This window comes from Enterobacter quasihormaechei (genome assembly GCF_004331385.1).
GTDB lineage: Bacteria > Pseudomonadota > Gammaproteobacteria > Enterobacterales > Enterobacteriaceae > Enterobacter > Enterobacter quasihormaechei.
Window position 1 is genome coordinate 20,335 of the sequence record NZ_SJON01000005.1, and the last position, 25,911, is coordinate 46,245.

General features: G+C 55.9%; 24 protein-coding genes and 3 pseudogenes. 15 read left to right on the forward strand and 12 right to left on the reverse strand.

What is annotated here, in order from left to right:
• Position 1: 1 nt before the first annotated feature.
• The 3 genes and pseudogenes from mdtI to E0L16_RS22335 form a co-directional block, all read right to left on the reverse strand.
• A complete protein-coding gene (gene mdtI / locus E0L16_RS08655) occupies positions 2 to 331 on the reverse strand; it encodes a multidrug/spermidine efflux SMR transporter subunit MdtI (protein WP_063866842.1) in 330 nt (109 codons plus the stop codon).
• A complete protein-coding gene (gene mdtJ, locus E0L16_RS08660; protein WP_112793265.1) occupies positions 318 to 680 on the reverse strand; it encodes a multidrug/spermidine efflux SMR transporter subunit MdtJ in 363 nt (120 codons plus the stop codon). The genes mdtI and mdtJ overlap by 14 nt, the downstream gene beginning before the upstream one ends.
• A 118-nt stretch (positions 681 to 798) precedes the next feature.
• A pseudogene (locus E0L16_RS22335) lies at positions 799 to 969 on the reverse strand (protein YdgV).
• Between the two features lie 132 nt (positions 970 to 1,101).
• On the opposite strand from E0L16_RS22335, the gene E0L16_RS08665 reads away from it, so the two are divergent.
• Positions 1,102 to 2,142, forward strand: coding sequence for an AI-2E family transporter (locus E0L16_RS08665; protein WP_131636732.1), 1,041 nt, complete (start codon positions 1,102 to 1,104; stop codon positions 2,140 to 2,142).
• Here the strand turns inward: E0L16_RS08665 and E0L16_RS08670 are convergent.
• On the reverse strand, positions 2,139 to 3,086 hold the full coding sequence (locus E0L16_RS08670) for a zinc-dependent alcohol dehydrogenase family protein (protein WP_131636733.1): 948 nt from the start codon (positions 3,084 to 3,086) through the stop codon (positions 2,139 to 2,141). The genes E0L16_RS08665 and E0L16_RS08670 overlap by 4 nt on opposite strands.
• The gene (locus E0L16_RS08675; protein WP_063451489.1) at positions 3,079 to 4,113 is read right to left on the reverse strand and encodes an LLM class flavin-dependent oxidoreductase; all 1,035 of its coding nucleotides are present in this window, start codon (positions 4,111 to 4,113) and stop codon (positions 3,079 to 3,081) included. Before E0L16_RS08675 ends, E0L16_RS08670 begins: the two co-directional genes overlap by 8 nt.
• Positions 4,114 to 4,318: 205 nt before the next feature.
• Between E0L16_RS08675 and yajD the strand changes: the two genes are divergently transcribed.
• The 8 genes from yajD (at position 4,319) to pqqF (ending at position 11,486) form a co-directional block, all read left to right on the forward strand.
• A complete protein-coding gene (gene yajD / locus E0L16_RS08680; protein ID WP_006808895.1) occupies positions 4,319 to 4,666 on the forward strand; it encodes an HNH nuclease YajD in 348 nt (115 codons plus the stop codon).
• Between the two features lie 167 nt (positions 4,667 to 4,833).
• Positions 4,834 to 5,853, forward strand: a complete 1,020-nt coding sequence (locus E0L16_RS08685) for a dipeptidase (RefSeq protein ID WP_131636734.1) — start codon at positions 4,834 to 4,836, stop codon at positions 5,851 to 5,853.
• 138 nt (positions 5,854 to 5,991) lie between these two features.
• Positions 5,992 to 6,063, forward strand: coding sequence for a pyrroloquinoline quinone precursor peptide PqqA (pqqA, locus tag E0L16_RS08690; protein ID WP_002905689.1), 72 nt, complete (start codon positions 5,992 to 5,994; stop codon positions 6,061 to 6,063).
• Positions 6,064 to 6,118: 55 nt separating this feature from the next.
• The gene (gene pqqB / locus E0L16_RS08695; RefSeq protein ID WP_063451494.1) at positions 6,119 to 7,036 is read left to right on the forward strand and encodes a pyrroloquinoline quinone biosynthesis protein PqqB; all 918 of its coding nucleotides are present in this window, start codon (positions 6,119 to 6,121) and stop codon (positions 7,034 to 7,036) included.
• 2 nt (positions 7,037 to 7,038) lie between these two features.
• A complete protein-coding gene (gene pqqC, locus E0L16_RS08700) occupies positions 7,039 to 7,794 on the forward strand; it encodes a pyrroloquinoline-quinone synthase PqqC (RefSeq protein WP_131636735.1) in 756 nt (251 codons plus the stop codon).
• A gap of 2 nt (positions 7,795 to 7,796) precedes the next feature.
• Positions 7,797 to 8,075 (forward strand): pyrroloquinoline quinone biosynthesis peptide chaperone PqqD, encoded by a 279-nt coding sequence (gene pqqD, locus E0L16_RS08705; RefSeq protein ID WP_063451496.1) that lies wholly within the window; start codon positions 7,797 to 7,799, stop codon positions 8,073 to 8,075.
• A complete protein-coding gene (gene pqqE, locus E0L16_RS08710) occupies positions 8,062 to 9,204 on the forward strand; it encodes a pyrroloquinoline quinone biosynthesis protein PqqE (RefSeq protein ID WP_063866848.1) in 1,143 nt (380 codons plus the stop codon). The genes pqqD and pqqE overlap by 14 nt, the downstream gene beginning before the upstream one ends.
• A gap of 5 nt (positions 9,205 to 9,209) precedes the next feature.
• Positions 9,210 to 11,486, forward strand: coding sequence for a pyrroloquinoline quinone biosynthesis protein PqqF (gene pqqF, locus E0L16_RS08715; protein WP_131636736.1), 2,277 nt, complete (start codon positions 9,210 to 9,212; stop codon positions 11,484 to 11,486).
• A gap of 87 nt (positions 11,487 to 11,573) precedes the next feature.
• On the opposite strand, the gene E0L16_RS08720 is transcribed toward pqqF, so the two are convergent.
• The gene (locus E0L16_RS08720) at positions 11,574 to 14,003 is read right to left on the reverse strand and encodes a glucose/quinate/shikimate family membrane-bound PQQ-dependent dehydrogenase (RefSeq protein ID WP_131636737.1); all 2,430 of its coding nucleotides are present in this window, start codon (positions 14,001 to 14,003) and stop codon (positions 11,574 to 11,576) included.
• A 622-nt stretch (positions 14,004 to 14,625) separates the two neighbouring features.
• Between E0L16_RS08720 and E0L16_RS08725 the strand changes: the two genes are divergently transcribed.
• On the forward strand, positions 14,626 to 14,826 hold the full coding sequence (locus tag E0L16_RS08725; protein WP_063451500.1) for a hypothetical protein: 201 nt from the start codon (positions 14,626 to 14,628) through the stop codon (positions 14,824 to 14,826).
• Between the two features lie 46 nt (positions 14,827 to 14,872).
• Here E0L16_RS08725 and E0L16_RS08730 read toward each other — a convergent pair whose 3' ends face one another.
• Positions 14,873 to 15,739, reverse strand: coding sequence for an aldo/keto reductase family oxidoreductase (locus E0L16_RS08730; RefSeq protein WP_131636738.1), 867 nt, complete (start codon positions 15,737 to 15,739; stop codon positions 14,873 to 14,875).
• Positions 15,740 to 15,883: 144 nt separating this feature from the next.
• Between E0L16_RS08730 and tcp the strand changes: the two genes are divergently transcribed.
• On the forward strand, positions 15,884 to 17,545 hold the full coding sequence (gene tcp, locus E0L16_RS08735) for a methyl-accepting chemotaxis citrate transducer (RefSeq protein WP_131636739.1): 1,662 nt from the start codon (positions 15,884 to 15,886) through the stop codon (positions 17,543 to 17,545).
• A 36-nt stretch (positions 17,546 to 17,581) separates the two neighbouring features.
• On the opposite strand, the gene smrA is transcribed toward tcp, so the two are convergent.
• Positions 17,582 to 18,145 (reverse strand): DNA endonuclease SmrA, encoded by a 564-nt coding sequence (gene smrA / locus E0L16_RS08740; RefSeq protein ID WP_063866853.1) that lies wholly within the window; start codon positions 18,143 to 18,145, stop codon positions 17,582 to 17,584.
• A gap of 393 nt (positions 18,146 to 18,538) precedes the next feature.
• A pseudogene (locus E0L16_RS22185) lies at positions 18,539 to 18,715 on the reverse strand (LysR family transcriptional regulator); the annotation flags it as partial.
• Positions 18,716 to 18,729: 14 nt separating this feature from the next.
• Between E0L16_RS22185 and E0L16_RS08750 the strand changes: the two are divergent.
• The 4 genes and pseudogenes from E0L16_RS08750 to uspE all read left to right on the forward strand — a co-directional run.
• A pseudogene (locus tag E0L16_RS08750) lies at positions 18,730 to 18,903 on the forward strand (AbgT family transporter); the annotation flags it as partial.
• A 9-nt stretch (positions 18,904 to 18,912) separates the two neighbouring features.
• On the forward strand, positions 18,913 to 19,428 hold the full coding sequence (gene ogt, locus E0L16_RS08755) for a methylated-DNA--[protein]-cysteine S-methyltransferase (RefSeq protein WP_112793256.1): 516 nt from the start codon (positions 18,913 to 18,915) through the stop codon (positions 19,426 to 19,428).
• A gap of 183 nt (positions 19,429 to 19,611) precedes the next feature.
• Positions 19,612 to 20,364 carry a fumarate/nitrate reduction transcriptional regulator Fnr gene (gene fnr, locus E0L16_RS08760; RefSeq protein ID WP_000611906.1) on the forward strand — a complete coding sequence of 251 codons (753 nt, stop codon included), beginning with the start codon at positions 19,612 to 19,614 and terminating at the stop codon, positions 20,362 to 20,364.
• 138 nt (positions 20,365 to 20,502) lie between these two features.
• Positions 20,503 to 21,453 carry a universal stress protein UspE gene (gene uspE, locus E0L16_RS08765; protein ID WP_003857535.1) on the forward strand — a complete coding sequence of 317 codons (951 nt, stop codon included), beginning with the start codon at positions 20,503 to 20,505 and terminating at the stop codon, positions 21,451 to 21,453.
• Positions 21,454 to 21,493: 40 nt separating this feature from the next.
• Here the strand turns inward: uspE and E0L16_RS08770 are convergent, their stop codons facing one another.
• From E0L16_RS08770 to pntA, 3 genes are all read right to left on the reverse strand, one after another.
• On the reverse strand, positions 21,494 to 22,603 hold the full coding sequence (locus E0L16_RS08770; protein WP_063866858.1) for a mechanosensitive ion channel family protein: 1,110 nt from the start codon (positions 22,601 to 22,603) through the stop codon (positions 21,494 to 21,496).
• Positions 22,604 to 22,710: 107 nt separating this feature from the next.
• Positions 22,711 to 24,099, reverse strand: a complete 1,389-nt coding sequence (pntB, locus tag E0L16_RS08775) for a Re/Si-specific NAD(P)(+) transhydrogenase subunit beta (protein WP_131636740.1) — start codon at positions 24,097 to 24,099, stop codon at positions 22,711 to 22,713.
• A gap of 10 nt (positions 24,100 to 24,109) precedes the next feature.
• Positions 24,110 to 25,639: a Re/Si-specific NAD(P)(+) transhydrogenase subunit alpha gene (gene pntA / locus E0L16_RS08780; protein ID WP_131636741.1), complete on the reverse strand. Its 1,530-nt coding sequence runs from the start codon at positions 25,637 to 25,639 to the stop codon at positions 24,110 to 24,112.
• Positions 25,640 to 25,911 lie beyond the last annotated feature (272 nt).

Genomic DNA, 25,911 nt, shown 5'->3' on the forward strand with positions numbered 1-25,911 from the left:
CTCAGGCCAGTTTAATCATAATCATGCCGGCGAGCAGTAATACCAGCCCTATCCAGCCTTTATTGTTTAAACGCTGCCCGAACATAATCCAGCCTGCCGCCAGGGTGGCGGCAATACCGAAGCCGCCCCACAGCGCATAGGCCACGGAAAGATCGATGCCTTTTACCGCCTGTGACAGGGCGCTAAACGCCCCCAGCACCGCGGCAATCGATAGCAGGCCGTAGGCTTTGCGACGAAAACCGTCGGAAAACTTCAGAAAGACGTTCGCAATAATTTCCAGAACGATCGCTAAACCCAGCCAGGCCGCGTGGATCCATTCAAACTGCTGCATGGGTCTGCTCCTTCTGCTGTTTTGCCGGCTTGCGCGTACCCGATTTAATCAGCACGATACCTGCCACCAGGGTCGTCAACCCGGCAATTTTCATTGTCGTCAAGGTTTCATCAAATATCATGACGCTGAAAAGCGTAATCAATAAAATACCAATACCTTCCCACAGGGCATATGCCACGCCCAGCGCGATTTTTTTAACCGCGAAGGAGAGGAAAATATAGGAAAGCGTAATCATGACCAGCATCAAAATAAATCCGGTGCTGCCATCACTCACGCTCGCCCATTTCATCGACAGGGTGCCGGTAATTTCAGCTACGATAGCCAGCGCTAATAAAATCCAGTAAAACATGTTTTTCTCCTGCTTGAGAATATAATCCATCGAGGCTCGCTGCGGACAGCAAACCAAAAAAATTGGGAATTAAATCAGACAGCTAAGCGCATAGCGCCAGCTCAGGCAGAAGACGTGACTATAGCGCGGAACGCCAGTGTTGTTCACCGGAAAGCATGCAGAGGGAGGTTGAAAACAGAGCAGTGTTGTTTGAAAAATACGTCCTGAACAAATTGTCCATAAAATTACAATTATCCGCGGTGTTGCTTCTCGTCTTTGCGGATGAAAATTGTCCTCAGTAGTTGAACACGCCTGATTTGTATCATAAGCCAGGAATTTACTCAAAGCCTTTTCATTTCTTTACCCAGTCTGTTTGATTTTGGTTAGTTTTTTTAATCCGCTTTCCCCTCTATTATAAATAAAAAACTTTTCAGGAACGTTCATGGCCAAACCCATTATCACCCTCAACGGGCTTAAGATAGTCATCATGCTGGGCATGCTGGTGATCATTTTGACCGGCGTTCGTTTTGCGGCCGATATCATCGTGCCCTTTATCCTGGCGCTTTTTATCGCGGTGATCCTAAACCCGCTGGTGCAGCGGATGGTGCGGATGCGCATACCGCGGGTGCTGGCGATCAGCCTGCTTATCAGTATTATCATCGTTGCGATGGTGCTGTTAGTTGCCTATCTGGGAACATCCCTGAACGAGCTGGCGCGAACCCTACCGACATACCGTTCTTCCCTGGCGACCCCGCTGCTGCAAATTGAACCCTGGCTACAACGCGCCGGCATTGAAGTCTCGGTTGAGGAGTTGCTTAAATACATCGATCCGAATGCTGCCATGACGATTGTCACCAGCCTGCTGACACAGCTTTCCAACGCCATGACCTCCATTTTCCTGCTGTTCCTGACGGTCGTGTTTATGCTGCTGGAAGTCCCTCAACTGCCTGCAAAGCTACAGCACATCATGGTGCGTCCGGTGGAAGGAATGGGCGCCATTCAGCGCGCGCTCGACAGCGTTTCACGCTATCTGGTGCTGAAAACGGCCATCAGTCTGGTGACGGGATTCGTGGTCTGGGGGATGCTCGCCGCGCTGGACGTGCGTTTCGCCTTTGTCTGGGGGCTGCTGGCCTTTGCCCTTAACTACATTCCTAACATCGGCTCCGTGCTGGCGGCGATCCCCCCTATCCTTCAGGTGCTGGTTTTCAGCGGTTTGTATGATGCGCTGATTCTGCTGGCAGGCTATCTGGTGATTAACCTTGTCTTCGGGAACATTCTTGAGCCACGCATCATGGGGCGTGGGCTGGGGCTTTCAACCCTCGTTGTGTTCCTGTCCCTGATCTTCTGGGGCTGGCTGCTTGGGCCTGTCGGCATGCTGCTCTCCGTTCCGCTGACGATTATTGTGAAAATTGGCCTGGAGCAGACCGCCGGTGGACAAAGTATCGCTGTACTGCTGAGCGACATGAGCCATAAGGCCGATTAATTCTCCATCGACAGCACGGGCTTGCGCGTTCTTCCCGCTTCGCGATAGTTGCCCAATGCCCGCTGCCATTCCGTCAGAGGGTAAAGGGTGACATCGCTGCACTGGCTGGCCCGCAGTTTCGGCCAGATGCGCTGAAACTCCGCCTGCCACGCCTCCGTGCTGAGTGCGTCCAGGTAATTACGAATGTGAAACCACGCCACGCGCGGCAACGCCCGCTGCTGCCGGAATGTCTGACCGGAGAGCAGCCCGTAGCAGACAAACGTGCCGCTTTCAGGCATCACGCCCAGGATCGTTTCCGCCAGGCTGCCGCCCGTGGCGTCGTACACCACGTCTGCGCGCGCGGCGGCAGCGTTGACTGCGGCCATATCCTGTTGCGCAATGGGGACGATCCCTAATCCGGCCAAACGTTGAGCGTGCACGGGCGAGCGGTGGATCCCGTAAACCGCCTCTGCACCCGCCTGACGAGCCCATTGCCCGAGCAGAACGGCGCAGTCAGAACCGGCAGCGGTGAGCAGCACCGTTTTACCGGCCGGAGGATAGCGGTCCAGCATCATCTGTGCGGCAAGCGGGTTGATATACGCCCGCGCGGCAAGCAGCGAGTCGACGTCGTCCGGGACAGGAACCGCGTACCCTGCCGGGCAATCGACATAACGCTGCCACGTCCCCTTTCCCCGTAACGGCAGCACCCGCTTGCCCAGCAGCGTCGGGTAAGCGGCGGGCGTTTCGGTTACTATTCCGACCCCTTCATAACCGGCTATCGCAGGCAGCGGCGTGCGATGGCGATACGCCCCGGTTATGGGGATAAGATCGGAGGCGTTCACCGGCGAAAAAAGCATGCGCACACGTATCTCTCCCGGCTGGCGCGGCGGCATGGGGGCGGTTTCCGGTTGCAGTACCGATTCAGGCTCACCAAACCGGCGATACCAGAGGGCCAGATTAAGCATTACGATCGCGCCATCCCATTTCCGGTGCGACATGTTTCAGTATGGACTCGATGACATGCGCGTTGTATGCCACGCCCAGCTGATTCGGCACGGTAAGCAATAGCGTATCCGCTTCAGCGATGGCTTCATCCTTTTTCAGCTGTTCAATCAGCTTGTCTGGCTCTGCGGCGTAACTGCGTCCGAAAATTGCCCGCGTTTTCTCATCCAGATAGCCAACGCTGTCGCTCTCGTTGCGGCCTGAACCGAAATACATCCGGTCGCGATCGTCCATCAGGGCAAAAATACTGCGGCTGACCGAAACGCGCGGCTGACGAGTATGCCCAGCCTCTGCCCAGGCCTGTCGGTAGGCACGGATCTGTTTTGCCTGCTGAATATGAAACGGCTCGCCGGTTTCATCGTCTTTTAGCGTTGAGCTTTGCAGGTTCATCCCCAGTTTGGCCGCCCATACTGCCGTTGCATTGGAGCCAGCCCCCCACCAGATACGATCGCGTAAGCCTTCTGAATGCGGCTCCAGACGCAACAATCCCGGCGGGTTGGGGAACATCGGCTGTGGGTTAGGCTTCGCAAACCCTTCACCACGTAATACATCAAGCAGTACTTCGGTGTGGCGGCGCGCCATATCGGATTCATTTTCCCCTTCCTGCGGCACGTAACCAAAATAACGCCAGCCATCAATCACCTGCTCCGGAGAGCCCCGGCTGATACCCAGCTGTAATCGTCCGCCGGAGATGAGATCTGCCGCGCCAGCATCTTCCGCCATATACAGCGGATTCTCGTACCGCATGTCGATCACGCCCGTACCGATTTCGATGCGTTTGGTTTTCGCGCCTATCGCAGCCAGCAAGGGGAATGGCGAACTGAGCTGGCGGGCAAAATGGTGCACGCGGAAATAAGCGCCGTCCGCGCCCAGCTCTTCAGCGGCGACCGCCAGATCGATGGACTGTAGCAGCGCGTCAGCCGCGGTCTGCGTGCCGGACTGGGAAGACGGCGTCCAGTGACCAAACGACAAAAATCCAATCTTTTTCATAGTGGAATATCCTGATGAAGCATTGCGTGATCCCTACTCTACGCATTCGCGGATGAGAATAAATGGTGATTATTTAACGGAATGCTTCAAATAAACTGACAGAAAACGCAGACCACAGGCATCCCTCCCGCCGAGGAGGCATTCTCCTGCCATCTCATAATGGGATATAGTGTGAACTATTCTTTTTTAACAGGTAACAACAGCAATGGCTCTGATCCCCAAAAACTACGCACGGCTGGAAAGCGGCTACCGTGAAAAAGCGCTTAAAATTTACCCGTGGGTCTGTGGGCGCTGCTCGCGAGAGTTTGTTTATTCGAATCTTCGTGAACTCACGGTTCACCATATCGACCACGATCACACCAATAACCCGGAAGACGGCAGTAACTGGGAGCTGTTATGCCTGTTTTGCCACGACCACGAACACTCAAAGTACACCGAAGCAGACCAGTATGGCACCACCGTTGTCGCGGGTGAGGATGCGCAAAAAGACGTGGGTGTCGCTACGTTTAATCCTTTTGCCGATCTCAAAGCGATGATGAACAAGAAGAAATAATATCAACGGCTTTACCGCCCATCGGCAACAATACGATGTGCCGATCGTCTTACTGTTAAGTGATATTAACAATTGCTGCTAAGTTGTAAATTTCCCCTTGCCGGACGGGACAAATCGGTTATCGTGCCAGGCAACTTTTTCGGCAATACAAGACAGTGGGATGCGCTATGGCGATTTTTGATGGTCACAATGACCTGTTGCTTAACTTATGGCTTCACCATCGCCAGGATCCGGTAACGGCTTTCTTTTCCGGTATTGAGAACGGACATCTCGATTATCCCCGCATGCAGCAAGGCGGATTTTCCGGCGGGCTGTTCGCGCTGTTCGTGCCGCCGCAGGCGTATATCGCCCGCATGGCGCCGCAATACGCCAGCGAGCCGTGGGAGCCGATCGACATTCTCTGGCAGCAGTTGACGATCCTTAAGCAGCTTATCGCACACTCCGCAGGCCGGGCGCGGTTGTGCCTGAGCGCGGCGGATATCGAACGCTGCCGTCAGGATAAGGTGCTGGCAATGGTGGCGCATATTGAGGGCGCGGGCGGTTTTGACGGCGAGGGAGACGATCTACGGGCCTTTTATGCCGCCGGCGTGCGCAGCATTGGGCCTTTCTGGAACATTGCTAACCGTTTCGGCACCGGCGTTAACGGAGCATTTCCCGGCAGCCCGGACAGCGGCCCTGGCCTCACCGCAGAGGGGATCGCCCTCGTCAGGCAGGCTAACGCCCTGAACATGGTGATTGACGTCTCGCATATGAATGAAAAGGCGTTCTGGGATACTGCTCGTCATTCCTCTTCCCCGCTGGTCGCTACCCATTCCAACGCCCATGCTCTGTGCCCGCAACCGCGCAATCTGACCGATCGGCAGCTGCTGGCCATCCGCGACAGCGGCGGCATGGTGGGCGTTAATTTCGGCAACGCCTTTCTGCGCGCCGACGGTAAACGCGATAGTGATACTCCGCTCAGCACAATCGTTCGCCATATCGACTATCTTATTAACATCATGGGTGACGATCACGTCGCGCTCGGCTCCGATTTTGACGGCATTACGTTGCCGGATGAGTTGCACGATGTGAGTGGTTTACCGCGGCTGATCGGCGCGTTGCGCGATAGCGGCTATGATCAATTTGTGCTGAATAAACTGCTGTGGGGCAACTGGCAAAAGGTATTGCAAAATGTTTGGCAACAATAGGTTGCGTTGTAAACATTACGTTAATTCCTTACATATTTTGGGTTGAGCTTTGCCCCCCTGTAGCGCATTATTTGATGACCATCACAAAACTGGCACAAACGATGGCGTTAGTGCTGTATTTTTAAAGAGGAAAAAACGATGTGGAAGAAACCTGCTTTTATTGATTTACGTCTTGGCCTGGAAGTGACGCTGTACATTTCCAACCGCTAATCACTCAGCCCGCCATTCGTGCGGGCATTTTCGTTTTACTACCTGGCCTATCTTCATGTTTATTAAAGTCCTCGGTTCCGCCGCCGGCGGCGGTTTCCCACAGTGGAACTGTAACTGTGCCAACTGTCAGGGTTTGCGCAACGGTACTCTTCAGGCGACCCCTCGCACCCAATCGTCGATCATCGTCAGCGATAACGGCAAAGAGTGGGTGCTGTGTAACGCCTCGCCCGATATCAGCCAGCAGATTGCCCACACGCCAGAACTGAACAAGAAAGAGGTTCTGCGCGGCACGCATATTGGCGGCATTATTCTCACCGACAGCCAGATTGACCACACCACCGGGCTGCTCAGCCTGCGCGAGGGCTGCCCGCATCAGGTATGGTGTACGCCCGAGGTGCATGAAGATCTTACCAGCGGTTTCCCGATTTTTACCATGCTACGGCACTGGAACGGCGGCCTGATTCATCATCCGATTGCCCCGCTCACCGCCTTTAGCGTGGAAGCCTGCCCTGATTTGCAGTTTACCGCTGTCCCCATCGCCAGTAACGCACCGCCCTATTCGCCTTGGCGCGACCGCCCGCTGCCCGGGCATAACGTGGCGCTGTTTATCGAAAACCGCCGCAACGGTCAGACGCTGTTCTACGCGCCGGGTCTCGGTGAACCCGATGACGCCATTCTGCCGTGGCTTAAAAAAGCGGACTGTCTGCTGATTGACGGCACCGTCTGGCAGGACGATGAGCTTCAGGCCGCCGGCGTCGGGCGCAATACCGGCCGCGACATGGGCCATCTGGCGCTCGGCGATGAACACGGCATGATGGCGCTGCTGGCCTCACTGCCGGCAAAGCGCAAGATTCTGATTCACATTAATAACACTAACCCGATCCTTAACGAGCAATCGCCGCAGCGTCACGCCCTCACGCAGCAGGGAATAGAAGTGAGCTGGGACGGGATGACCATCACGCTTCAGGACTAACTATGCACATTCGCGAAACGCTCTCGCCGCAAGAGTTTGAACACGCCCTTCGGGCGAAAGGCGCCTATTATCATATTCACCATCCGTACCATATTGCGATGCATAACGGCGAGGCCAGCCGCGAGCAAATCCAGGGCTGGGTGGCGAACCGTTTTTACTATCAGACGACGATCCCGCTGAAGGACGCGGCAATTATGGCGAACTGCCCGGATCCGCACACGCGTCGCAAATGGGTGCAGCGCATCCTCGATCACGATGGCAGCAACGGTCATGATGGCGGTATTGAAGCCTGGCTCCAGCTGGGCGAGGCCGTGGGGCTTAGCCGCGACGACTTAATCAGCGAACGCCACGTGCTGCCCGGCGTCCGTTTCGCCGTCGACGCTTACGTTAACTTCGCCCGCCGCGCCAACTGGCAGGAGGCGGCATGCAGCTCGCTAACCGAGCTGTTTGCCCCGCAAATTCATCAGTCGCGTCTCGACAGCTGGCCACAGCACTATCCGTGGATCAAAGAGGAAGGCTATTTTTATTTCCGCAGCCGCCTCAGCCAGGCCAGCCGCGACGTTGAACACGGTCTGGAGCTGGCGAAGAGTTACTGTGACAGCGCGGAAAAGCAGGACAGGATGCTGGAGATCCTTCAGTTTAAACTCGATATCCTGTGGTCAATGCTCGACGCGATGACCATGGCCTACGCGCTACAGCGTCCGCCTTATCACACGGTCACCGACAAAGCGGCCTGGCACACAACCCGACTGGTATAAGCATGCAAAAGAACTCAATTGTCGCCTTTCGCCGCGGCTATCGCCTGCAATGGGAAGCCGCGCAGGACAGCCATGTGATCCTCTATCCGGAAGGCATGGCTAAACTCAATGATACCGCGGCCGCCATCCTCGAACTGGTCGATGGCCAACGCGATGCGGCAGCCATTATTGCCGTACTCAACGAACGCTTCCCGGAAGCCGGCGGCGTGGATGACGACGTCGTTGAATTCCTGCAAATCGCTTATCAACAGAAGTGGATTATTTTCCGTGAGCCAGAATAAACCCGCCGTCAATCCACCGCTGTGGCTGCTGGCGGAGCTGACCTATCGCTGTCCGCTACAGTGTCCTTACTGCTCTAACCCGCTGGACTTCGCCCGGCAGGACCAGGAGCTCACCACCGAACAGTGGATCGACGTTTTCCGCCAGGCGCGGGCGATGGGCAGCGTGCAGATAGGCTTTTCCGGCGGCGAACCGTTGACGCGTAAAGATCTGCCGGAGCTAATTCGCGCCGCCCGCGATCTCGGTTTTTATACCAACCTGATCACCTCGGGAATTGGCCTGACGGAGAGCAAGCTCGACGCGTTCAGCGAGGCCGGTCTGGACCATATCCAGATTAGCTTCCAGGCCAGCGATGAAGTGCTTAACGCTGCGCTGGCGGGGAATAAAAAAGCCTTCCAGCAGAAGCTGGCGATGGCCAAAGCGGTTAAAGCGCGCGATTACCCGATGGTGCTGAATTTCGTCCTGCACCGGCACAATATCGATCAGATCGATAAGATCATCGAACTGTGCATCGAACTGGACGCCGATGACGTCGAACTTGCCACCTGCCAGTTCTACGGTTGGGCGTTCCTCAACCGTCAGGGGCTTCTGCCGACGCGGGAACAGATCGCCCGCGCCGAGCGCGTGGTCGCTGACTACCGGCAAAAAATGGCCGCCAGCGGCAATCTGACCAACCTGCTGTTCGTCACTCCCGATTATTACGAAGAGCGGCCAAAAGGCTGTATGGGCGGCTGGGGATCGATTTTCCTAAGCGTGACTCCGGAAGGCACGGCGCTGCCCTGCCACAGCGCGCGCCAGCTGCCGGTGGAATTCCCGTCGGTGCTTGAGCAGAGCCTGGAATCCATCTGGTATGACTCTTTCGGCTTCAACCGCTATCGCGGGTTTGACTGGATGCCGGAGCCGTGCCGCTCCTGCGATGAAAAAGAGAAAGACTTCGGCGGCTGCCGCTGCCAGGCCTTTATGCTTACCGGGAATGCTGATAACGCCGATCCGGTGTGCAGCAAATCGCCGCATCATCATAAAATTCTGGACGCGCGACGCGAAGCAGCCTGTAGCGATATGAAAATTGGCCAGCTTCAGTTCCGCAACCGAACCCGTTCTCAGCTTATCTATAAAACCCGGGAACTGTAGCGACAATGACCATCCGCATCGTTGAGCTGGCGGGCGGTTTACGCGCAACGCTGGTTTATCAGCCGCAGGCGGCGCGCGCGGCGGCGCTGGTGCGCGTGAGCGCCGGAAGCCATCATGAGCCACCGCGCTTCGCCGGCCTCGCGCATTTGCTTGAGCACCTGCTGTTCTGCGGTAGCGAGCGCTATCGGGGCGACGATCGTCTCATGGCCTGGATCCAGCGTCAGGGCGGCAGCGTCAACGCCACCACGCTGGCTCGCCACAGCGCGTTTTTCTTCGACGTTGCCGCCGATAACCTGTCCGACGGCGTCGCACGACTGCGGGATATGGTGCAGGCGCCGCTGCTTTCCCGGCAGGACATCCAGCGCGAAGTGGCGGTCATTGATGCGGAAAACAGGCTCATCCAGCAGCATGATGCCGCCCGGCGCGAAGCCGCGGCGCGCCACGCAATGGAACAACCGGGGACTTTTCGCCGTTTTCAGGTGGGTAGCCATGAATCTCTGGGGCAAGACACGGGATCGCTGCACGCCGCGTTGCGCGGATTTCATCGCCGCTATTATGTGGCCGGACACCTGCAATTGTGGCTACAGGGACCGCAAACGCTGGATGCGCTAGCCGAGCTTGCCCATACGTTTGCGACAGGTTTTGCTTCAGGTGACGTGCCTGAAGCCGCCCCCCCGTTACGCCTTAGCGCTGAAGCAGATTATCAGCTGGCGGTGACGGAGCGACCCGCGCTGTGGCGCTGTCCGCTAATCCGAAAAAGTGACAACGTCACCTTGCTTCGGGAATTCTTGCTGGACGAGGCCCCCGGAAGCCTGATTGACGGGCTGCGGGCGGGCGGGCTGGCAGAAGAGGTATCGCTGGACTGGCTTTATCAGGATGACGATTACGGCTGGCTGGCGCTAACGCTTGACGGCGAACGGCCCGAGGCCATAGATCCGCATATCACGCGCTGGCTGCGGGCCCTACAGCAAACGACGCAAGAGCAACAGCGGCATTATTATCGTCTGGCACAGCAGCGCTTTAGCGCCCTGTCGCCCCTTGACCAGCTGCGCCAGCGGGCGTTCGGTTTTGCACCCGGCGCGGCGCCGGTTGATTTTTCCGCCTTCTGTGCCGACTTACTGGCGGCGCCCACCTCGTATCTGGCCTGCAAAAAAATGGACGCCGCCGAAACAATTTCCAGCCAGGGTTTTTCCCTGCCGCTTAGCCACTGGCGTCGCCAGCCGGTTGCGGATGAGAGCCCCATCGCGTTTTCCTTCTACCCGCAGGCTACCCAATATTCTGCCCCAGCCCTGACGCCAGAAGCCGTTCCGCTGCTGCATTTACCGGCGCAGGCACAACCGCCGACGCTGATCCTCCGCAGGCCTTTTTATTCGCGCGTAAGCGAGTCACAGGGTGTGGCGGCAGGCAAACAATTACGCCCTCTTCTGGCTGAATTGCGCCATATCGGCGGCAGCGGCGAGTGGCAAACGGTGGAGGGTAGCTGGCAGCTAACCCTGCGGCTGCCTGACGCAGTGGTGACGGCGGAACCCATCCTCAGGGCGATTGCCGATCGCCTTTCCCGCCCCACACCGGCTATTACGCCAGCGCCAGAAGGCATCGCGATCCGTCAGCTGCTTAAGCAATTGCCTGAACGGCTGGCATCGGAACCGCCCCGGGACGGCTGGCTGGCGGCGTTAGCTGGCGGCAGCGCCGAACACGCGCACGGGTTAGCCCGGCAACTTGGCCTGCTCCGGGCGCCTGTTAACGCTAAGGGGTCGCCGTTTAGCGATTGTCCCGGCGGGATCGAACGTATCCCGCACGCCAGCGCGGATTCGGCGCTGCTGGTGTTTATTCCGCTGCCACCGGGCGCTTCGCTCGCCGCGCTGCGGCTGCTGGCGCTATGCTGCGAACCGCAATTTTTCCAGCGCCTGCGCGTGGAACAGCAAATTGGCTACGTGGTCAGCTGTCGTTATCAGCGTATTGCCGATCGCGATGGCCTGCTGCTGGCCCTACAGTCACCTGACCGTTCACCCGTGGATCTGCTGGGCTGCTGTAAACGCTTTTTGCGCGAGCTGACGCCGTGCGATGAATCCGGGTTCAGCCTATTGCGACAGCAGCTGGCGACGCAGATCCGGTCACCGAGGGATGCCAGCACCACGGCAGTGGCCGCCCTTCGCCAGCGCTATGGTTTGCCGGTGTTAACCCCGCAGGCTATCGATGCCCTGCAACAGGATGAGATCATCGCGCTGTGGCGCGAAATGACTCGCCGTCGCCGCCGCTGGCGGGTGCTTTTCGCTGGCTGACCGAAACCGCCGCTTTCCTGGTATGCGTGATTTTTAACCATAAAAAAAGCCCCGTACTAAGACGGGGCCTGGCTGCTTATTTCGCTGTTATTTATCCAGCGCGTAGGCAATCACGTAATCACCACGATCCGGCGACTGGCGTGCACCGCCGGCAGAAATCAGAATGTACTGTTTGCCGGTTTTCGGTGATACATAGCTAATAGGACCGCCCTGGCTACCCACCGGGAGACGCGCTTTCCACACTTCTTCCCCCGTAGAGGAATCAAAGGCACGCAGGTAGTAATCCTGGGTTCCGGCAATAAAGACCAGACCGCCCTGAGTGGCGAGCGTACCGCCCAGCGTCGGCATACCGACAGGCATTGGCATGCGCATTTTTACCCCAAACGGACCGGTATCCTGAACGGTACCGACCGGCACCTGCCAGACGATTTTCTGCGTTTTCAGGTCAATGGCAGACAGGGTGCCAAACGGGGGTTTCTGGCACGGAATGCCCAGCGGTGACATGAAGCGGTTTTTGTTGACCGAGTATGGCGTCCCTTTCATAGGAACGGCGCCCATTCCGGCGTTCACGGCTTCACCGCCGGTGTTTGCCACTGCGCTTTGCGGATCTTGCTTAATCAGCTGAACCCACAGACCCAGACGCATGTCGTTGACGAAAATGTACTGGTTGTTCGGATCCGTGGACAGACTGCCCCAGTTCATTCCTCCCAGCGAGCCCGGGAAACTCAGGGAAATATCGGTGCCCGGCATCGTGTACAGACCGTCGTAACGCATCGATTTGAAGCTGATACGACAGGCCAGCTGGTCAAACGGCGTCGCCCCCCACATATCAGACTCTTTCAGGGTCTCCGCGCCAATCTGCGGCATGCCCACGGAACGTGGCTGCGTTGCGGGATACTGCTCACGCGGAATATCCGCTGGTTTTACCGGAACCTCTTTCACTTCGGTGAGCGGTTTACCGGTCAGGCGATCGAGAACGTAAATCTGCCCCGCCTTAGTGCCCACCACGACCGCTGGCTTGTTGCCTTCTTTGGTTGGGAAATCAACCAGGCTCGGCTGCATCGGAATATCGAAATCCCAGAGGTCGTTATGCACGGTCTGGTATACCCACTTCTCTTTCCCGGTTGTCGCATCCAGCGCCAGGATTGAGGTGGCGTACTTGTGGTCTTCCGGAATACGGTCAGCGCCCCACAGGTCAACAGAGGAACTTCCCATCGGGATAAACACGGTATTCATCGACGCATCCCAGGACATAGGGGCCCAGGAGTTTGCGGAGCTACGTTTGTAGTGTTCGCCCGGCTTCAGAACATAGTTCGGATCCGGATTACGCGGATCGAATGCCCAGCGCAGCTGGCCGGTGATCACGTCATAGCCGCGCAGCACGCCGCCCGGCATATCGGTGCTTACGTTATCCGCAACGCGCCCGCCCACCACGACCGTGGTGCCCGCCAGGGTTGGGGCCGACGTCAACACGTAGGTGGGATCTGACACATCGCCCATCCCTTCATGCAGGTTAACGCTGCCGCTAGTGCCGAAGTCCGGACAGAATTTGCCGTTATCGGCGTCTAACGCGATCAGCTTACCGTCAATGGTATTCATCAGAATACGACGCTGGCATGCTGCGCCCGGTGCGACCTGCGCAGGCAGAACCGGCGTGGAGCCGGCTACCGTTGGCTGCACCAGCGGTTTGGTGGCATCGAAGTACGCCAGACCACGGCAGCGCATCCAGATGGCAGACTTGGCGTTGATTTCCGCTTTCCAGATCTCTTTACCGCTGTCGGCATCCACGGCGATCACGTTGTTATGCGGCGTACACAGGAAGACACGATCGCCTACCTGTAACGGCGTTTGCTGATCTTCTGCGCCATTGCCATCCGGGCTTAGCGGAATGTCACCGGTATGGTAGGTCCAGACCGGTTTCAGATCTTTCACGTTGTCACGGGTTATCTGGTCCAGCGCCACAAAGCGACTGCCACCAGCCGTATTACCGTAGTGATCCCAGTTCTGCTGTTTCGCCTCGTCTTTTACCGGCACCAGCGGGCGCTTGTCGCCGCTAAACGGCACGGTCGGATGGGGTTGAAACATCTGAACAAACGTGACGCCCATGCCGATAATAAGGACTGCACAGACCCCCATCGCCCCTTTTGTGGAGGACGGTTTTCCTTCACGCTTGCGCAGTGCAGGCCAGCTGGCTGCTGCCAGCACCATCAGCCCGGCGGGTACCATCAAACGGGAAACCAGCGGCCAGAAGTCGAGTCCGGCATCATAAAATGCCCAAATCAGGGTGCCAAGAAACACAAGGGCAAACAGCCCCACGGCGGAAGACTTGCGGCGGAAGAACTGGATTGCAGAGAGTAGCGTGATAACCCCGGCAATGAGAAAGTACCAACTCCCTCCCAGGGTAACCAGTTTAAAACCGCCGATGGCAAAGAACAGCCCCGTCACAAGAAGTACCACACCCACCAGCAGGCACCACAGGCCTAACCAGCCGAACGGGCGGGGATTATTGTCTGACATAAAAATGAATCTCCTGATTTCTTTATATAAAGCAGGGTTTTATTAACTGCCACGATGCTAAAACCCTGCACAACGCTAATTGTTCGTATGCGAAGCATAAATTAAAAAGAGAACGTAGACAAAAGCTATTATGTGGTAAGAAATGAAAACCAGCGTAATTGCATGGGTTTAGCCGGGTGCAATAAGTGAATATCGCTAACTCCCTCGCTATCGCTGGAATATATGACCAGCCAGGCGTTGCTTAAAGGATGAATATCAGGATTTCCCGACAAGGCCGTTCTTATAACCTCAGATTTTTACAGCTGAGCCTTCAGACAATAGATTTAATTACGCAATACCCATTAATAAGCAGAGAGATTAACCTGAATTAAGTTTCAGGCAGAAATTATTCATGGGTGTGTTAAACATTCAGTCATTAACAGAACTGTAAATGATACTTTCTGCATAAATGCGGATTCACAGCGTGGATAACGCAGACACTACATGAACACTTCGTTAAGACTTCAGTAATAACAACCCCAAATCATAATCACTACATGATCACTATTCATTGACTTTACATTGAGACTAGCGCATATTTTACAGCACAAATCAGCAAGACAATTTTTGGAGGACGTTTTCTATGCCCGCCCGTGATTATCCCGATAAGCGTGTCGCTCGCGGTTTAGCAAAGGAGGCCGATCTCAGGATGTTAAGCGCGCGCATCGATCCCGCGCTGATGGAGTACATCCGCATCACTGCGTATGAAACACGGAAAAGTAAGCAGGAAATCGTGGCGGAAGCGTTAGCGCTTCACCGTGAACAAAGTCAGATTGGATCGTAAACAACAAAAGCCCGAAAGATCCTCCGGGCTTCCGTTGCCGTCGGGATTACTTCACCAGCGAATTTAACGTCTCCAGCGCCTCAGGCGGTAAAACCAGATCGGCTGCCGCCAGGTTTTGATGCAGATGCGCCACCGAAGAGGTTCCCGGGATCAAAAGGATATTTGGCGAGCGTTGCAGCAGCCATGCCAGGGCCACCTGCATCGGCGTCGCACCCAGTGAATCCGCCACCGCCTGTAGCCCGGAAGATTGCAGAGGCGTGAAGCCCCCCAGCGGGAAAAACGGCACCCAGGCAATCCCCTGCTCCGCCAGCGAATCGACCAGCGCATCGTCACCACGATTCACCAGGTTGTACATGTTCTGTACGCACACCACGGAAACCATTTTCTGCGCCTCAGCAACCTGTGAAGCGGTGACGTTGCTCAGCCCTATATGGCGAACCAGCCCCTGCTGTTGCAGCTCCGCGAGGGTGCTTAGCGGCTCGGCAATCGATCCCTCCGCCGGCCCGTGGGCGCTAAACATAATCCGCAGGTTAACCACGTCCAGCACATCCCGCTTCAGATTACGCAGGTTGTCATGCACCGCCTGCGTCAGCTCCTGCGCGGAAAACGCCGGTAGCCAGGAGGCATCTTCACCGCGTCGGGCACCGATCTTGGTCACAATCGTAAGGTCGTCCCGGTATGGATGAAGCGCCTCGCAGATAAGCTGGTTGGTTACATGGGGGCCGTAAAAATCGCTGGTATCGATGTGATTGACGCCCGCCGCCACCGCTTCACGCAGCACCGCCAGCGCGGCATTTTTGTCTTTTGGCGGACCAAAAACCCCCGGTCCGGCAAGCTGCATTGCACCATAGCCAAACCGTTTAACCGTACGCGTTCCGAACGTGAACGTGCCGCTTTTATCAATGCTGCTCATGCTGACTTTCCTCATAAAAATGATCCGGATTTACAACAGGTTCCGCAACGAAACCATTAGTTAAGCAATAGTAAAATTAAAGTTTAAATTCGCTACGACGATAGTATTGATGTAACCCTGCCTCTTCTCTTACGGACGACCGCTATGCTGAAAAATCTGCACGTGATTACCGGTATTCTCTTTGCCCTCACCATATTCTGTCTGCTGCAAGTTGTCACGGGAGGGTTGTTCTACTCTGCCGTTAACAACGATCGTCACAACTTTCAGAACTCCGGGTTGCTCAATGCCCAACAGGAGAGCCTGAGCGACAGCGTTAACACGCTGATTAAAACGCGCGTCACCGTCACCCGCGTGGCGATCCGCTACCTGAAAAACCAGCGTGACCCGGCCTCTCTCGCGGCGATAAACACGCTGCTGGGTACCGCGAACGGTTCGCTGACCAAAGCCGAAAGCTATTATAAGAACTGGCAGGAGATCCCGCAGGTTAACGGTCAGGATCCCGCCCTTACCGAAGAGATGCAGAAGGCCTGGCAGCACATGCACGAGGTGATGCGCTTGTCCATTGCGTATCTGCGCGCCGATAACTATCAGGCCTATGGAGACCTGGACGCCCAGCAGGCGCAGGATAAGATGGAGGCGGTCTATACCCGCTGGCGCGCCGAAAACAACGTTCTGCTGAAAGCCGCCGCCGACGAGAACCAGAGTAGCTTTACCCAGATGCAGTGGACGCTGGCGGCGATTTTCCTGACCGTTATCATCGTGCTGGTCGTGATCTGGCAGGGTTTACAGCACCTGCTATTGAGACCACTCAACGCCATCATGAACCATATTCGCACCATCGCGAGCGGCGATTTGACGCAAAACGTCGATATTTCCGGGCGCAACGAAATGGGCCAACTGGCCGCCGGCCTGCACGAGATGCAGCAGTCGCTGGTGAGCACCGTCAGCGCCGTGCGTGGCAGCACGGATTCCATCTACACGGGCGCAGGGGAAATTGCCGCCGGGAGCAATGACCTTTCCGCCCGCACCGAGCAGCAGGCCGCCTCGCTGGAAGAGACCGCCGCCAGCATGGAAGAGCTGACGGCCACCGTCAAACAGAACTCGGATAATGCCCGTCAGGCGACGCTGCTGGCGAAGAATGCGTCTGAAACCGCCGCTCGCGGCGGTCAGGTTGTGGATAACGTGGTGCGTACCATGAATGACATCGCCGACAGTTCTCAGCAAATTGCGCATATCACCGGCGTTATCGATAGCATTGCCTTCCAGACCAACATTCTGGCGCTCAACGCCGCGGTTGAAGCCGCGCGTGCCGGGGAACAGGGTCGCGGCTTTGCGGTTGTGGCAGGTGAAGTACGGACGCTGGCCAGCCGCAGCGCGCAGGCGGCGAAAGAGATCAAAGGGCTTATAGAGAGCTCCGTCAGCCGGGTGAATACCGGCTCTGAGCAGGTGAGCGAGGCGGGTGCGACCATGAAGGAGATCGTCGTGGCCGTGACGCGCGTGACCGATATTATGGGTGAAATCTCGTCGGCGTCTGACGAGCAGAGCCGCGGTATTGAACAGGTCAGCCTGGCGGTCTCGCAGATGGACAGCGTTACGCAGCAAAACGCCGCGCTGGTACAGGAATCGGCAACGGCGGCGGCCGCGCTGGAAGATCAGTCAGAACAGCTGCGCCAGGCCGTGGCGGCGTTCAGGCTGAATGCTCAGGCTTCTCCGGCATCCCGTCCTGAAAACGTGAAAGCGCCCGCACTGCTGCGCCCGTCAACGGCAGGCGCAAATTCCTCCGACGCAAACTGGGAAACCTTCTGAGTGACGGGCGGGCGAGCCTGTCGCCCGCCTGGCTGATTAGCGGCTACGCTTGGCGTGGCGCTCCCAGTTATCTCGCTTCGCTTCCTCAGACTTACGCAACGAGACATAGCATGCTCCACTGCCGCCGTGATACGGCTGCGCTTCGCAAAAGGCTTGTACTTCGTCAAACTCGGTCAGCCAGCGCGCAAGATAGCTGCGCACCACGTTAGGGTGCGATTGCTGCTCACGCCCTTTACCGTGCACGATGATCAGGTTGCGCAGCCCGTCACGTCCGGCCTGGCGAATAAAGGAATATACCTGCTGGCGGCATTGCTCCGCGGGCTGGCGTAACAGCGTTAAGCTGGCCTGACGGGAATATTTGCCGGAACGCAGCTTATCAAATACTCCCTGCTGTACCCCTTCCCGCTGGAACATCAGCGGCTCTTCGAGGGGTAGCAGTTCAAGAAACCCCAGCGTCAGAAAGTTATCCAGCTGCTCGGTATCCATTTCCTGACGCGCCCGCGTGTTGCGGCTCTGCTGCCAGTGAATATCCGTGCAGCGTTTGAGCGGCTGGACATCCTCCATGGCGTCAAGGAAAAGTGATTTGTCGTCAGGGTTCATGGAATTCCTCCGGCTACATCTGAGTAAGTACTATACCTGCGCCCGTTGCGGGCCTCAATCACTCCGGCAATGGTTCAAATAATGATCTAAGAAGCGGAGTAATGACAGAGGCTATTAAAGTTAATCCAACCTTAACTTAAACTTCAGCCTTCATTAATTTAAACGTTTACGTTAAAAAATCGTGAAATAAATCACTTAACGTTCTTTTCTTTTAACAAAAAGCTGTTATAAATTATTAAACCTGCCCAATGGATAATGCATGTAGGGTCCGCGAAAGGATGCACGACTGTGTGTACTGTGGAGTCTGTTTGATGTCGGGCAGACTCTATTTTTTTAATATTGTTATCTTTATTAATTTCATTTTCTGGCTTCCTTTCTGAACTGCGTTATTAAATAACTTTCCCGGTGCGTAGGCATTGTCCCTTTATATTCCAGCAGCTCATTAATTGTGGTCGCCCCTGTTGCCGGATGACCCGCCCGGCAAAATACATCGAAAGGTTTTTCGAACGTAAATTCATGATCGTACGGCCCCTGATAATAAATTTTGATGGTGAAATCCAGTTCACCCTGTGGTCATTCATTCATCACTGTTTTTAGGCTTCCTGCAACGCTACAGACCGGAGGCTACTATGGATACCTACTATTCGCTGGTCCTGCCCTATCCGCTTATCTTTTTAGGGGTATGGCTGGTGATGCTTTTGGCGTGGTATCTTGTCGGCCTGCCGATTGGACCGGGGGTTTACCCGAGGCTGAATTAAGGAGTATTGATGCTGAGATTACTCGAAGACAAGATTGCGACGCCGCTGGGGCCGCTATGGGTTATCGCGGATGAAGCGTTCAATCTGCGCGCGGTGGAGTGGGAAGAGCACAGCGACCGGATGGTTGAGCTGCTCAATATCCATTATCGCGCCGAGGGTTACCAGCGCATCACCGCCCGCAATCCTGGCGGGCTGAGCGAGAAACTGACGGCCTACTTCGAAGGCGATCTCAGCATTATTGATACCCTGCCAACCGCCACGGCGGGCACCCCTTTCCAGCGCGAGGTGTGGCAGGCGCTGCGTAATATTCCCTGCGGGCAGGTGATGCACTACGGTCAGCTGGCAGAGCAGCTTGGCCGTGCCGGTGCGGCGCGCGCCGTCGGTGCGGCAAATGGCTCTAACCCCGTCAGCATTGTGGTGCCTTGCCATCGCGTGATTGGACGTAACGGCACCCTGACCGGCTATGCCGGAGGCGTTCAGCGCAAAGAGTGGCTGCTGCGTCACGAAGGGTATTTTCTGCTGTAATTCCCAGGCTATTTGTGCCTATTTTTCTTCCCCTTAGGCTCATAATCCTTAATCAATCTGTGGAATTTCAAGGAGATGGCAATACGCTGCCATCTCTTGCCTTTATTGAAGGATTGCCAGGCTTACGTCCTTACCAAAAAGATGTTAAAATTGACCAATATCAATTAAGGCTTGAGCAAACCTATGATCCCGGAAAAGCGAATTATACGACGCATTCAGTCTGGCGGTTGTGCTATCCATTGCCAGGATTGCAGCATCAGCCAGCTCTGTATCCCGTTTACCCTGAATGAGCATGAACTCGATCAGCTTGACAACATTATCGAGCGCAAAAAGCCAATTCAGAAAGGGCAGACGCTGTTTAAGGCGGGAGACGAACTGAAATCGCTCTATGCTATCCGTTCTGGCACCATCAAAAGCTACACTATTACCGAACAGGGCGACGAGCAGATCACCGGCTTCCATCTGGCAGGCGATTTAGTCGGCTTTGACGCCATCGGGAGTGGCCATCACCCGAGCTTTGCTCAGGCGCTGGAAACCTCTATGGTCTGCGAAATCCCGTTTGAAACGCTGGACGATCTGTCCGGTAAGATGCCGAACCTGCGCCAGCAGATGATGCGTCTGATGAGCGGTGAGATCAAAGGCGACCAGGATATGATCCTGCTGCTTTCCAAAAAGAATGCGGAAGAGCGTCTGGCCGCGTTTATCTACAACCTCTCCCGCCGTTTCGCGGAACGCGGATTCTCTCCGCGCGAGTTCCGTCTGACCATGACGCGTGGCGATATTGGTAACTATCTGGGCCTGACCGTGGAAACCATCAGTCGTCTGCTGGGTCGTTTCCAGAAAAGCGGAATGCTGGCGGTTAAAGGTAAGTACATCACCATCGAAAACGGTGAAGCGCTGGCGATTCTGGCCGGTCACTCCCGCAACGTGGCATAACCCGCCCGGATAACGAATGCCAGGTCGATAAATTTTCATGATTTATTGATCTGGCAAAAACTTCCCCCCTGTTTCATTCAAGATATATAGGTTACTCTTTTACTTACAGACTGTGGTGACAGTTGTAAGGAGACCTGTATGGCAAAGTATCAAAACATGCTGGTGGCTATCGATCCTAATCAGGACGATCAGCCAGCATTACGACGTGCTGTGTATTTACATCAACGGATTGGTGGCAAAATTAAAGCCTTTTTGCCGATTTATGACTTCTCATACGAGATGACCACCCTTCTGTCGCCTGACGAGCGTACCGCTATGCGTCAGGGAGTGATCAGCCAACGTACCGCGTGGATCCGCGAGCAGGCGAAATATTACCTGGAAGCGGGCGTACCTATCGATATTAAAGTGGTCTGGCACAACCGCCCTTTCGAAGCCATTATTCAGGAAGTGGTGGCCGGTGGGCATGACCTGCTGCTGAAAATGGCGCACCAGCACGACAAACTGGAATCTGTGATTTTCACGCCGACCGACTGGCACCTGCTGCGTAAATGCCCTTGCCCGGTATGGATGGTGAAAGATCAGCCGTGGCCTGAGGGCGGGAAAGCGGTCGTGGCGGTCAATCTGGCCAGCGAAGAGGATTATCACAATTCGCTGAACGAGAAGCTGGTGAAGGAGACCCTTCAGCTTGCCGACCAGGTTAACCACACCGAAGTCCATCTGGTGGGAGCGTATCCGGTTACGCCAATCAATATCGCCATCGAGCTGCCTGAATTTGACCCGAGCGTGTATAACGACGCGATTCGCGGCCAGCATCTGCTGGCAATGAAAGCATTGCGCCAGAAATTCAGCATCGATGAGAACATGACGCACGTAGAAAAAGGATTACCGGAGGAGGTTATTCCGGACCTGGCAGAGCATTTGCAGGCCGGTATTGTGGTGCTGGGCACCATTGGCCGCACCGGGATTTCTGCCGCGTTTCTGGGGAACACCGCCGAGCAGGTGATTGACCATCTGCGCTGCGACCTGCTGGTTATCAAGCCGGATCAGTATCAGACGCCGGTTGAACTGGACGATGAAGAAGACGATTGACCCAAAATGAAAGCCCGCCGGTAACGGCGGGCTTTTTTTATTACGCTTCGCTCAACCGCTGGGCGGGTGCCTCGTCGCCGGCGTCCATCCAGGGCGCGTGAAGAACCATGCTCGGCAGCGCCAGCTTGATCTCCTGCTGATTCAGCCCTTCCAGAATACGGATGTTGATTTCCTGCTGAATATCCATGTACTTATTGTAATCCGCCGTATTAACGATATGGACCACCTCGAAAGTCAGACGATCGCGATCGAAGCCCAGGAAATGGGCGCGGTCAAACTTCGTTTCCCCGACGTCGGTAATGATCTGTTTAACCATCTCACCCACAGAACGCAGTTTATCCGGCGCCGTGTCGCTGGCGACGCCGAAGGTAAAGACGATTCGGCGCGTTTGCATCCGCTTATAGTTATGCAGCGTCTGTTGCAGCAGGATGGCGTTCCCGCAGACAATCTGCTCCCCGCTCAGGCTGCGTATACGGGTGGTTTTCAGACCAATGTGCTCGACCGTGCCGGCGACATCGTTAAACACCACAAAATCGCCAATTTCGAACGGCTTATCAAAACCGATGGAGAGCGAGGCGAACACGTCGCTCAGGATCGTTTGCACCGCGAGGGCGATTGCAATACCCCCTACCCCAAGGCTGGCAACCAGAGCAGTGATGTTGACGCCCGCGTTAGCAAGAATAGACAGCAGCATCACTGACCAGACAATGGCACGGAGGATGAGCCCCGTGATCACCAGCGTAACCGGGTTTTTATGGCTTCCCGGTGCCAGCATGACGTGACGAAGCCACGACACAACCCCCTGATCCATCCACAGCGCCACCTGAATGGCGAAGACCAGGAACCAGGCGTGGCTCACGGTGCCAAAGAGATGATCCGGTAAGTCAACGAAGCGCAGGCTGAACAACAGCGCCACGACAAACAGCAGGACGCGGCTGGTGCGGTTAAGCATATCCGTCAGGATAAAGCGCATCCGGTTGGTGGTGGGATGCTTGTCGCCCCAGGTGGTGATGCCTTTCTTCACGAAGGCGATCAGGCGCGTCAGCAGCCAGTATACCAGCAGCGTCACAATGACCACCGTGGCGACGCCAATCCAGAATGATGGCGTCATCATCAGCGCGATGATGTCGAAGCGGGACAGAAATTGCATTACACCTCCTCGTATTACACAAAGGGTAAAGTATAGACAGAGGAGAATGGCTGACCGCAGAAATAAGAAAACCGCCCCAGGGGGCGGTTTGGCAGGATGAAGCGAAATTAAAGCGATTTCAGAATCGCATCCACGCTGGCCTTGGCGTCGCCAAACAGCATGTGGGTGTTCTCTTTAAAGAACAGCGGGTTCTGCACGCCAGCGTAGCCGGTATTCATAGAGCGTTTGAAGACAATGACGTTCTGCGCCTTCCACACTTCCAGAACCGGCATGCCCGCAATCGGGCTGCGCGGATCTTCCTGCGCTGCCGGGTTAACGGTGTCGTTGGCGCCAATCACCAGCACGGTGTCGGTATCGGCGAAATCATCGTTGATCTCGTCCATTTCCAGCACGATGTCGTAAGGCACCTTCGCTTCCGCCAGCAGCACGTTCATGTGGCCTGGCAGACGCCCCGCCACCGGATGAATACCAAAGCGCACCTTGATACCGCGCGCGCGCAGTTTTTCCGTGATTTCCGCCACCGGATACTGCGCCTGCGCCACCGCCATGCCGTAACCCGGGGTAATGATGACGGAATGCGAGTTTTTCAGCATCTCTGCGGTGTCTTCCGCGCTTATCTCTCTGTGTTCGCCCACTTCTTCGTCAGAGCCGGTAGAAGAACCGTCAGAACCGAAGCCACCGGCGATGACGCTGATAAACGAACGGTTCATCGCCTTACACATGATGTAAGACAGGATCGCACCGGAAGAACCGACCAGCGCACCGGTGACAATCAGCAGATCGTTGCTCAGCATAAAGCCTGCCGCCGCCGCTGCCCAACCGGAGTAGGAGTTCAGCATGGAAACGACCACCGGCATATCTGCCCCACCGATAGACGCCACCAGATGCCAGCCGAACGCCAGCGCGATAATGGTCATCACCAGTAACGCCAGCACCTGCAAGCCTACGCTTTCGGTGCGCACGAAGATCACCAGCAGCACAAAGGAAACGACCAGCGCCGCCAGGTTCAGCTTGTGGCGGTTAGGCAGCATCAGCGGCTTAGACGAAATCTTACCGCGCAGCTTGCCGAACGCCACAATCGACCCGGTGAAGGTCACTGCACCGATGAAGATGCCAAGGAACACTTCAGTCAGGTGAATGTTAACCAGAATCGGCTCCAGGCCCGGTTCGTGGTACAGGTAGCTGTTAAAGCCCACCAGCACCGCAGCCAGACCCACGAAGCTGTGCAGAATAGCAACCAGCTCCGGCATCTCGGTCATTTCTACGCGTTTCGCCAGACGAATACCAATCGCGCCGCCGATGATCATCGCCACCAGGATCCACGCCACGTTGCCGGTGTCCGGCCCGAAGATGGTGGCAATCAGCGCAATCGCCATCCCGGCGATACCAAAGTTATTTCCCTGCTGAGACGTTTCGTGTTTGGAAAGCCCCGCCAGACTGAAAATAAACAGGATTGCAGCAACAATGTATGCGGCTGTGACTAATCCTCCAGACATATGCTACCCCTTAGCCTTTACGAAACATTTTCAGCATGCGCTGAGTCACGGTGAAACCACCGAAAATATTGATACTGGCGATCAGCACCGCAATAAAGCTCAGGAAGCTGATCCAGCCGCCGTGACCAATTTGCAGCAATGCCCCAACCACAATAATCCCGGAGATGGCATTGGTGACCGACATCAGCGGCGTATGCAGCGCATGGGAGACGTTCCATACAACGTAGTAACCGACCACGCAGGAGAGCGCGAAGACGGTGAAGTGGCCAAGGAACTCTTTTGGCGCGACGTCCGCCAGCCAGCCAAACAGGATAATGACCAGCGCCATGATGACGTATTTGCGCCACGGTGATGCCGGTTTCGCTGGCTCAACGGGCTCTGGCGCCGCTTTCGGGGCAGCCTGAGGCTGAGCAGAAACCTGAATCGGCGGTGCAGGCCAGGTGATTTCACCTTCACGCACCACGGTCACGCCGCGCACCACCACATCATCAAAATCAACGGTGATGTTGCCATCTTTCTCTTTGCAGAGCAGTTTCAGCAGGTTAACGAGGTTCGTGCCGTACAGTTGAGAGGACTGGGTTGGCAGACGCCCCGGCAGGTCGGTATAGCCGATCACCTTCACGCCGTTCGCGGTCGTCGTCACCTGATTTGGCACGGTATATTCACAGTTACCGCCGTTTTGCGCCGCCAGATCGACAATCACGCTGCCCGGCTGCATGGAGTCTACCATTTCTCGGGTGATCAGCTTCGGTGCCGGTTTACCCGGAATAAGCGCGGTGGTGACAATAATGTCCACCTCTTTCGCCTGCGCCGCAAAAAGCGCCATTTCCGCTTTGATAAAGGCCTCAGACATGACCTTCGCGTAACCATCACCGCTGCCCGCCTCTTCCTTGAAGTCCAGCTCAAGGAACTCGGCGCCCATACTCTGCACCTGCTCCTTCACTTCCGGCCGGGTGTCAAACGCGCGGACAATAGCGCCCAGGCTGTTTGCCGCCCCGATAGCGGCAAGGCCTGCCACACCGGCACCAATCACCATCACTTTTGCGGGTGGTACTTTACCTGCCGCCGTAATTTGACCGGTAAAGAAGCGACCAAACTCATGAGCAGCTTCGACAATGGCGCGATAGCCGGCAATGTTCGCCATAGAGCTCAGCGCATCCAGAGACTGCGCGCGCGAAATACGCGGCACGGAGTCCATTGCCATCACGGTGACGCCGCGTGCCGCCAGCTTCTCCATCAGCTCCGGGTTTTGGGCTGGCCAGACAAAACTCACCAGCGTGGTGCCCGCGTTCAGCAGTTCAATTTCACTCTCTTCCGGTGCATTGACCTTCAGAATAATGGGTGATTGCCAGACTTCAGCACCGTCCACGACGTCCGCGCCAGCCTGAATAAAGGCCTCGTCATCGAAACTCGCCAGTTTGCCCGCGCCGCTTTCAATCGCGACGGTAAAACCCAGCTTAAGCAGTTGCTCCACCGTTTTCGGTGTTGCCGCTACGCGGGTTTCATTGGCTAACCGTTCTTTTGGTACCCCAATACGCATAGTTTTCCCTTCCATCGGTTTTTGATGATGGTTTGTCGATAATAGCCCGCGGTTTGTATCAATTTTCGCCAGCGTGATAGCGGCGGAGAATGATTAACCCCGGAAAATAAAACAGTAACAAACTTTCTATAACCTACTGAAAATAGCGCCCGCGATCTACCGCCAGAAAACACTATTTATTACTTTATCTGTGAAAAATAAGCGATCGGGGTCACTGACAGAGATATTTACCTTAAATTCGCCTTCAGGACCGATAAATCGCGCAAGCGAAG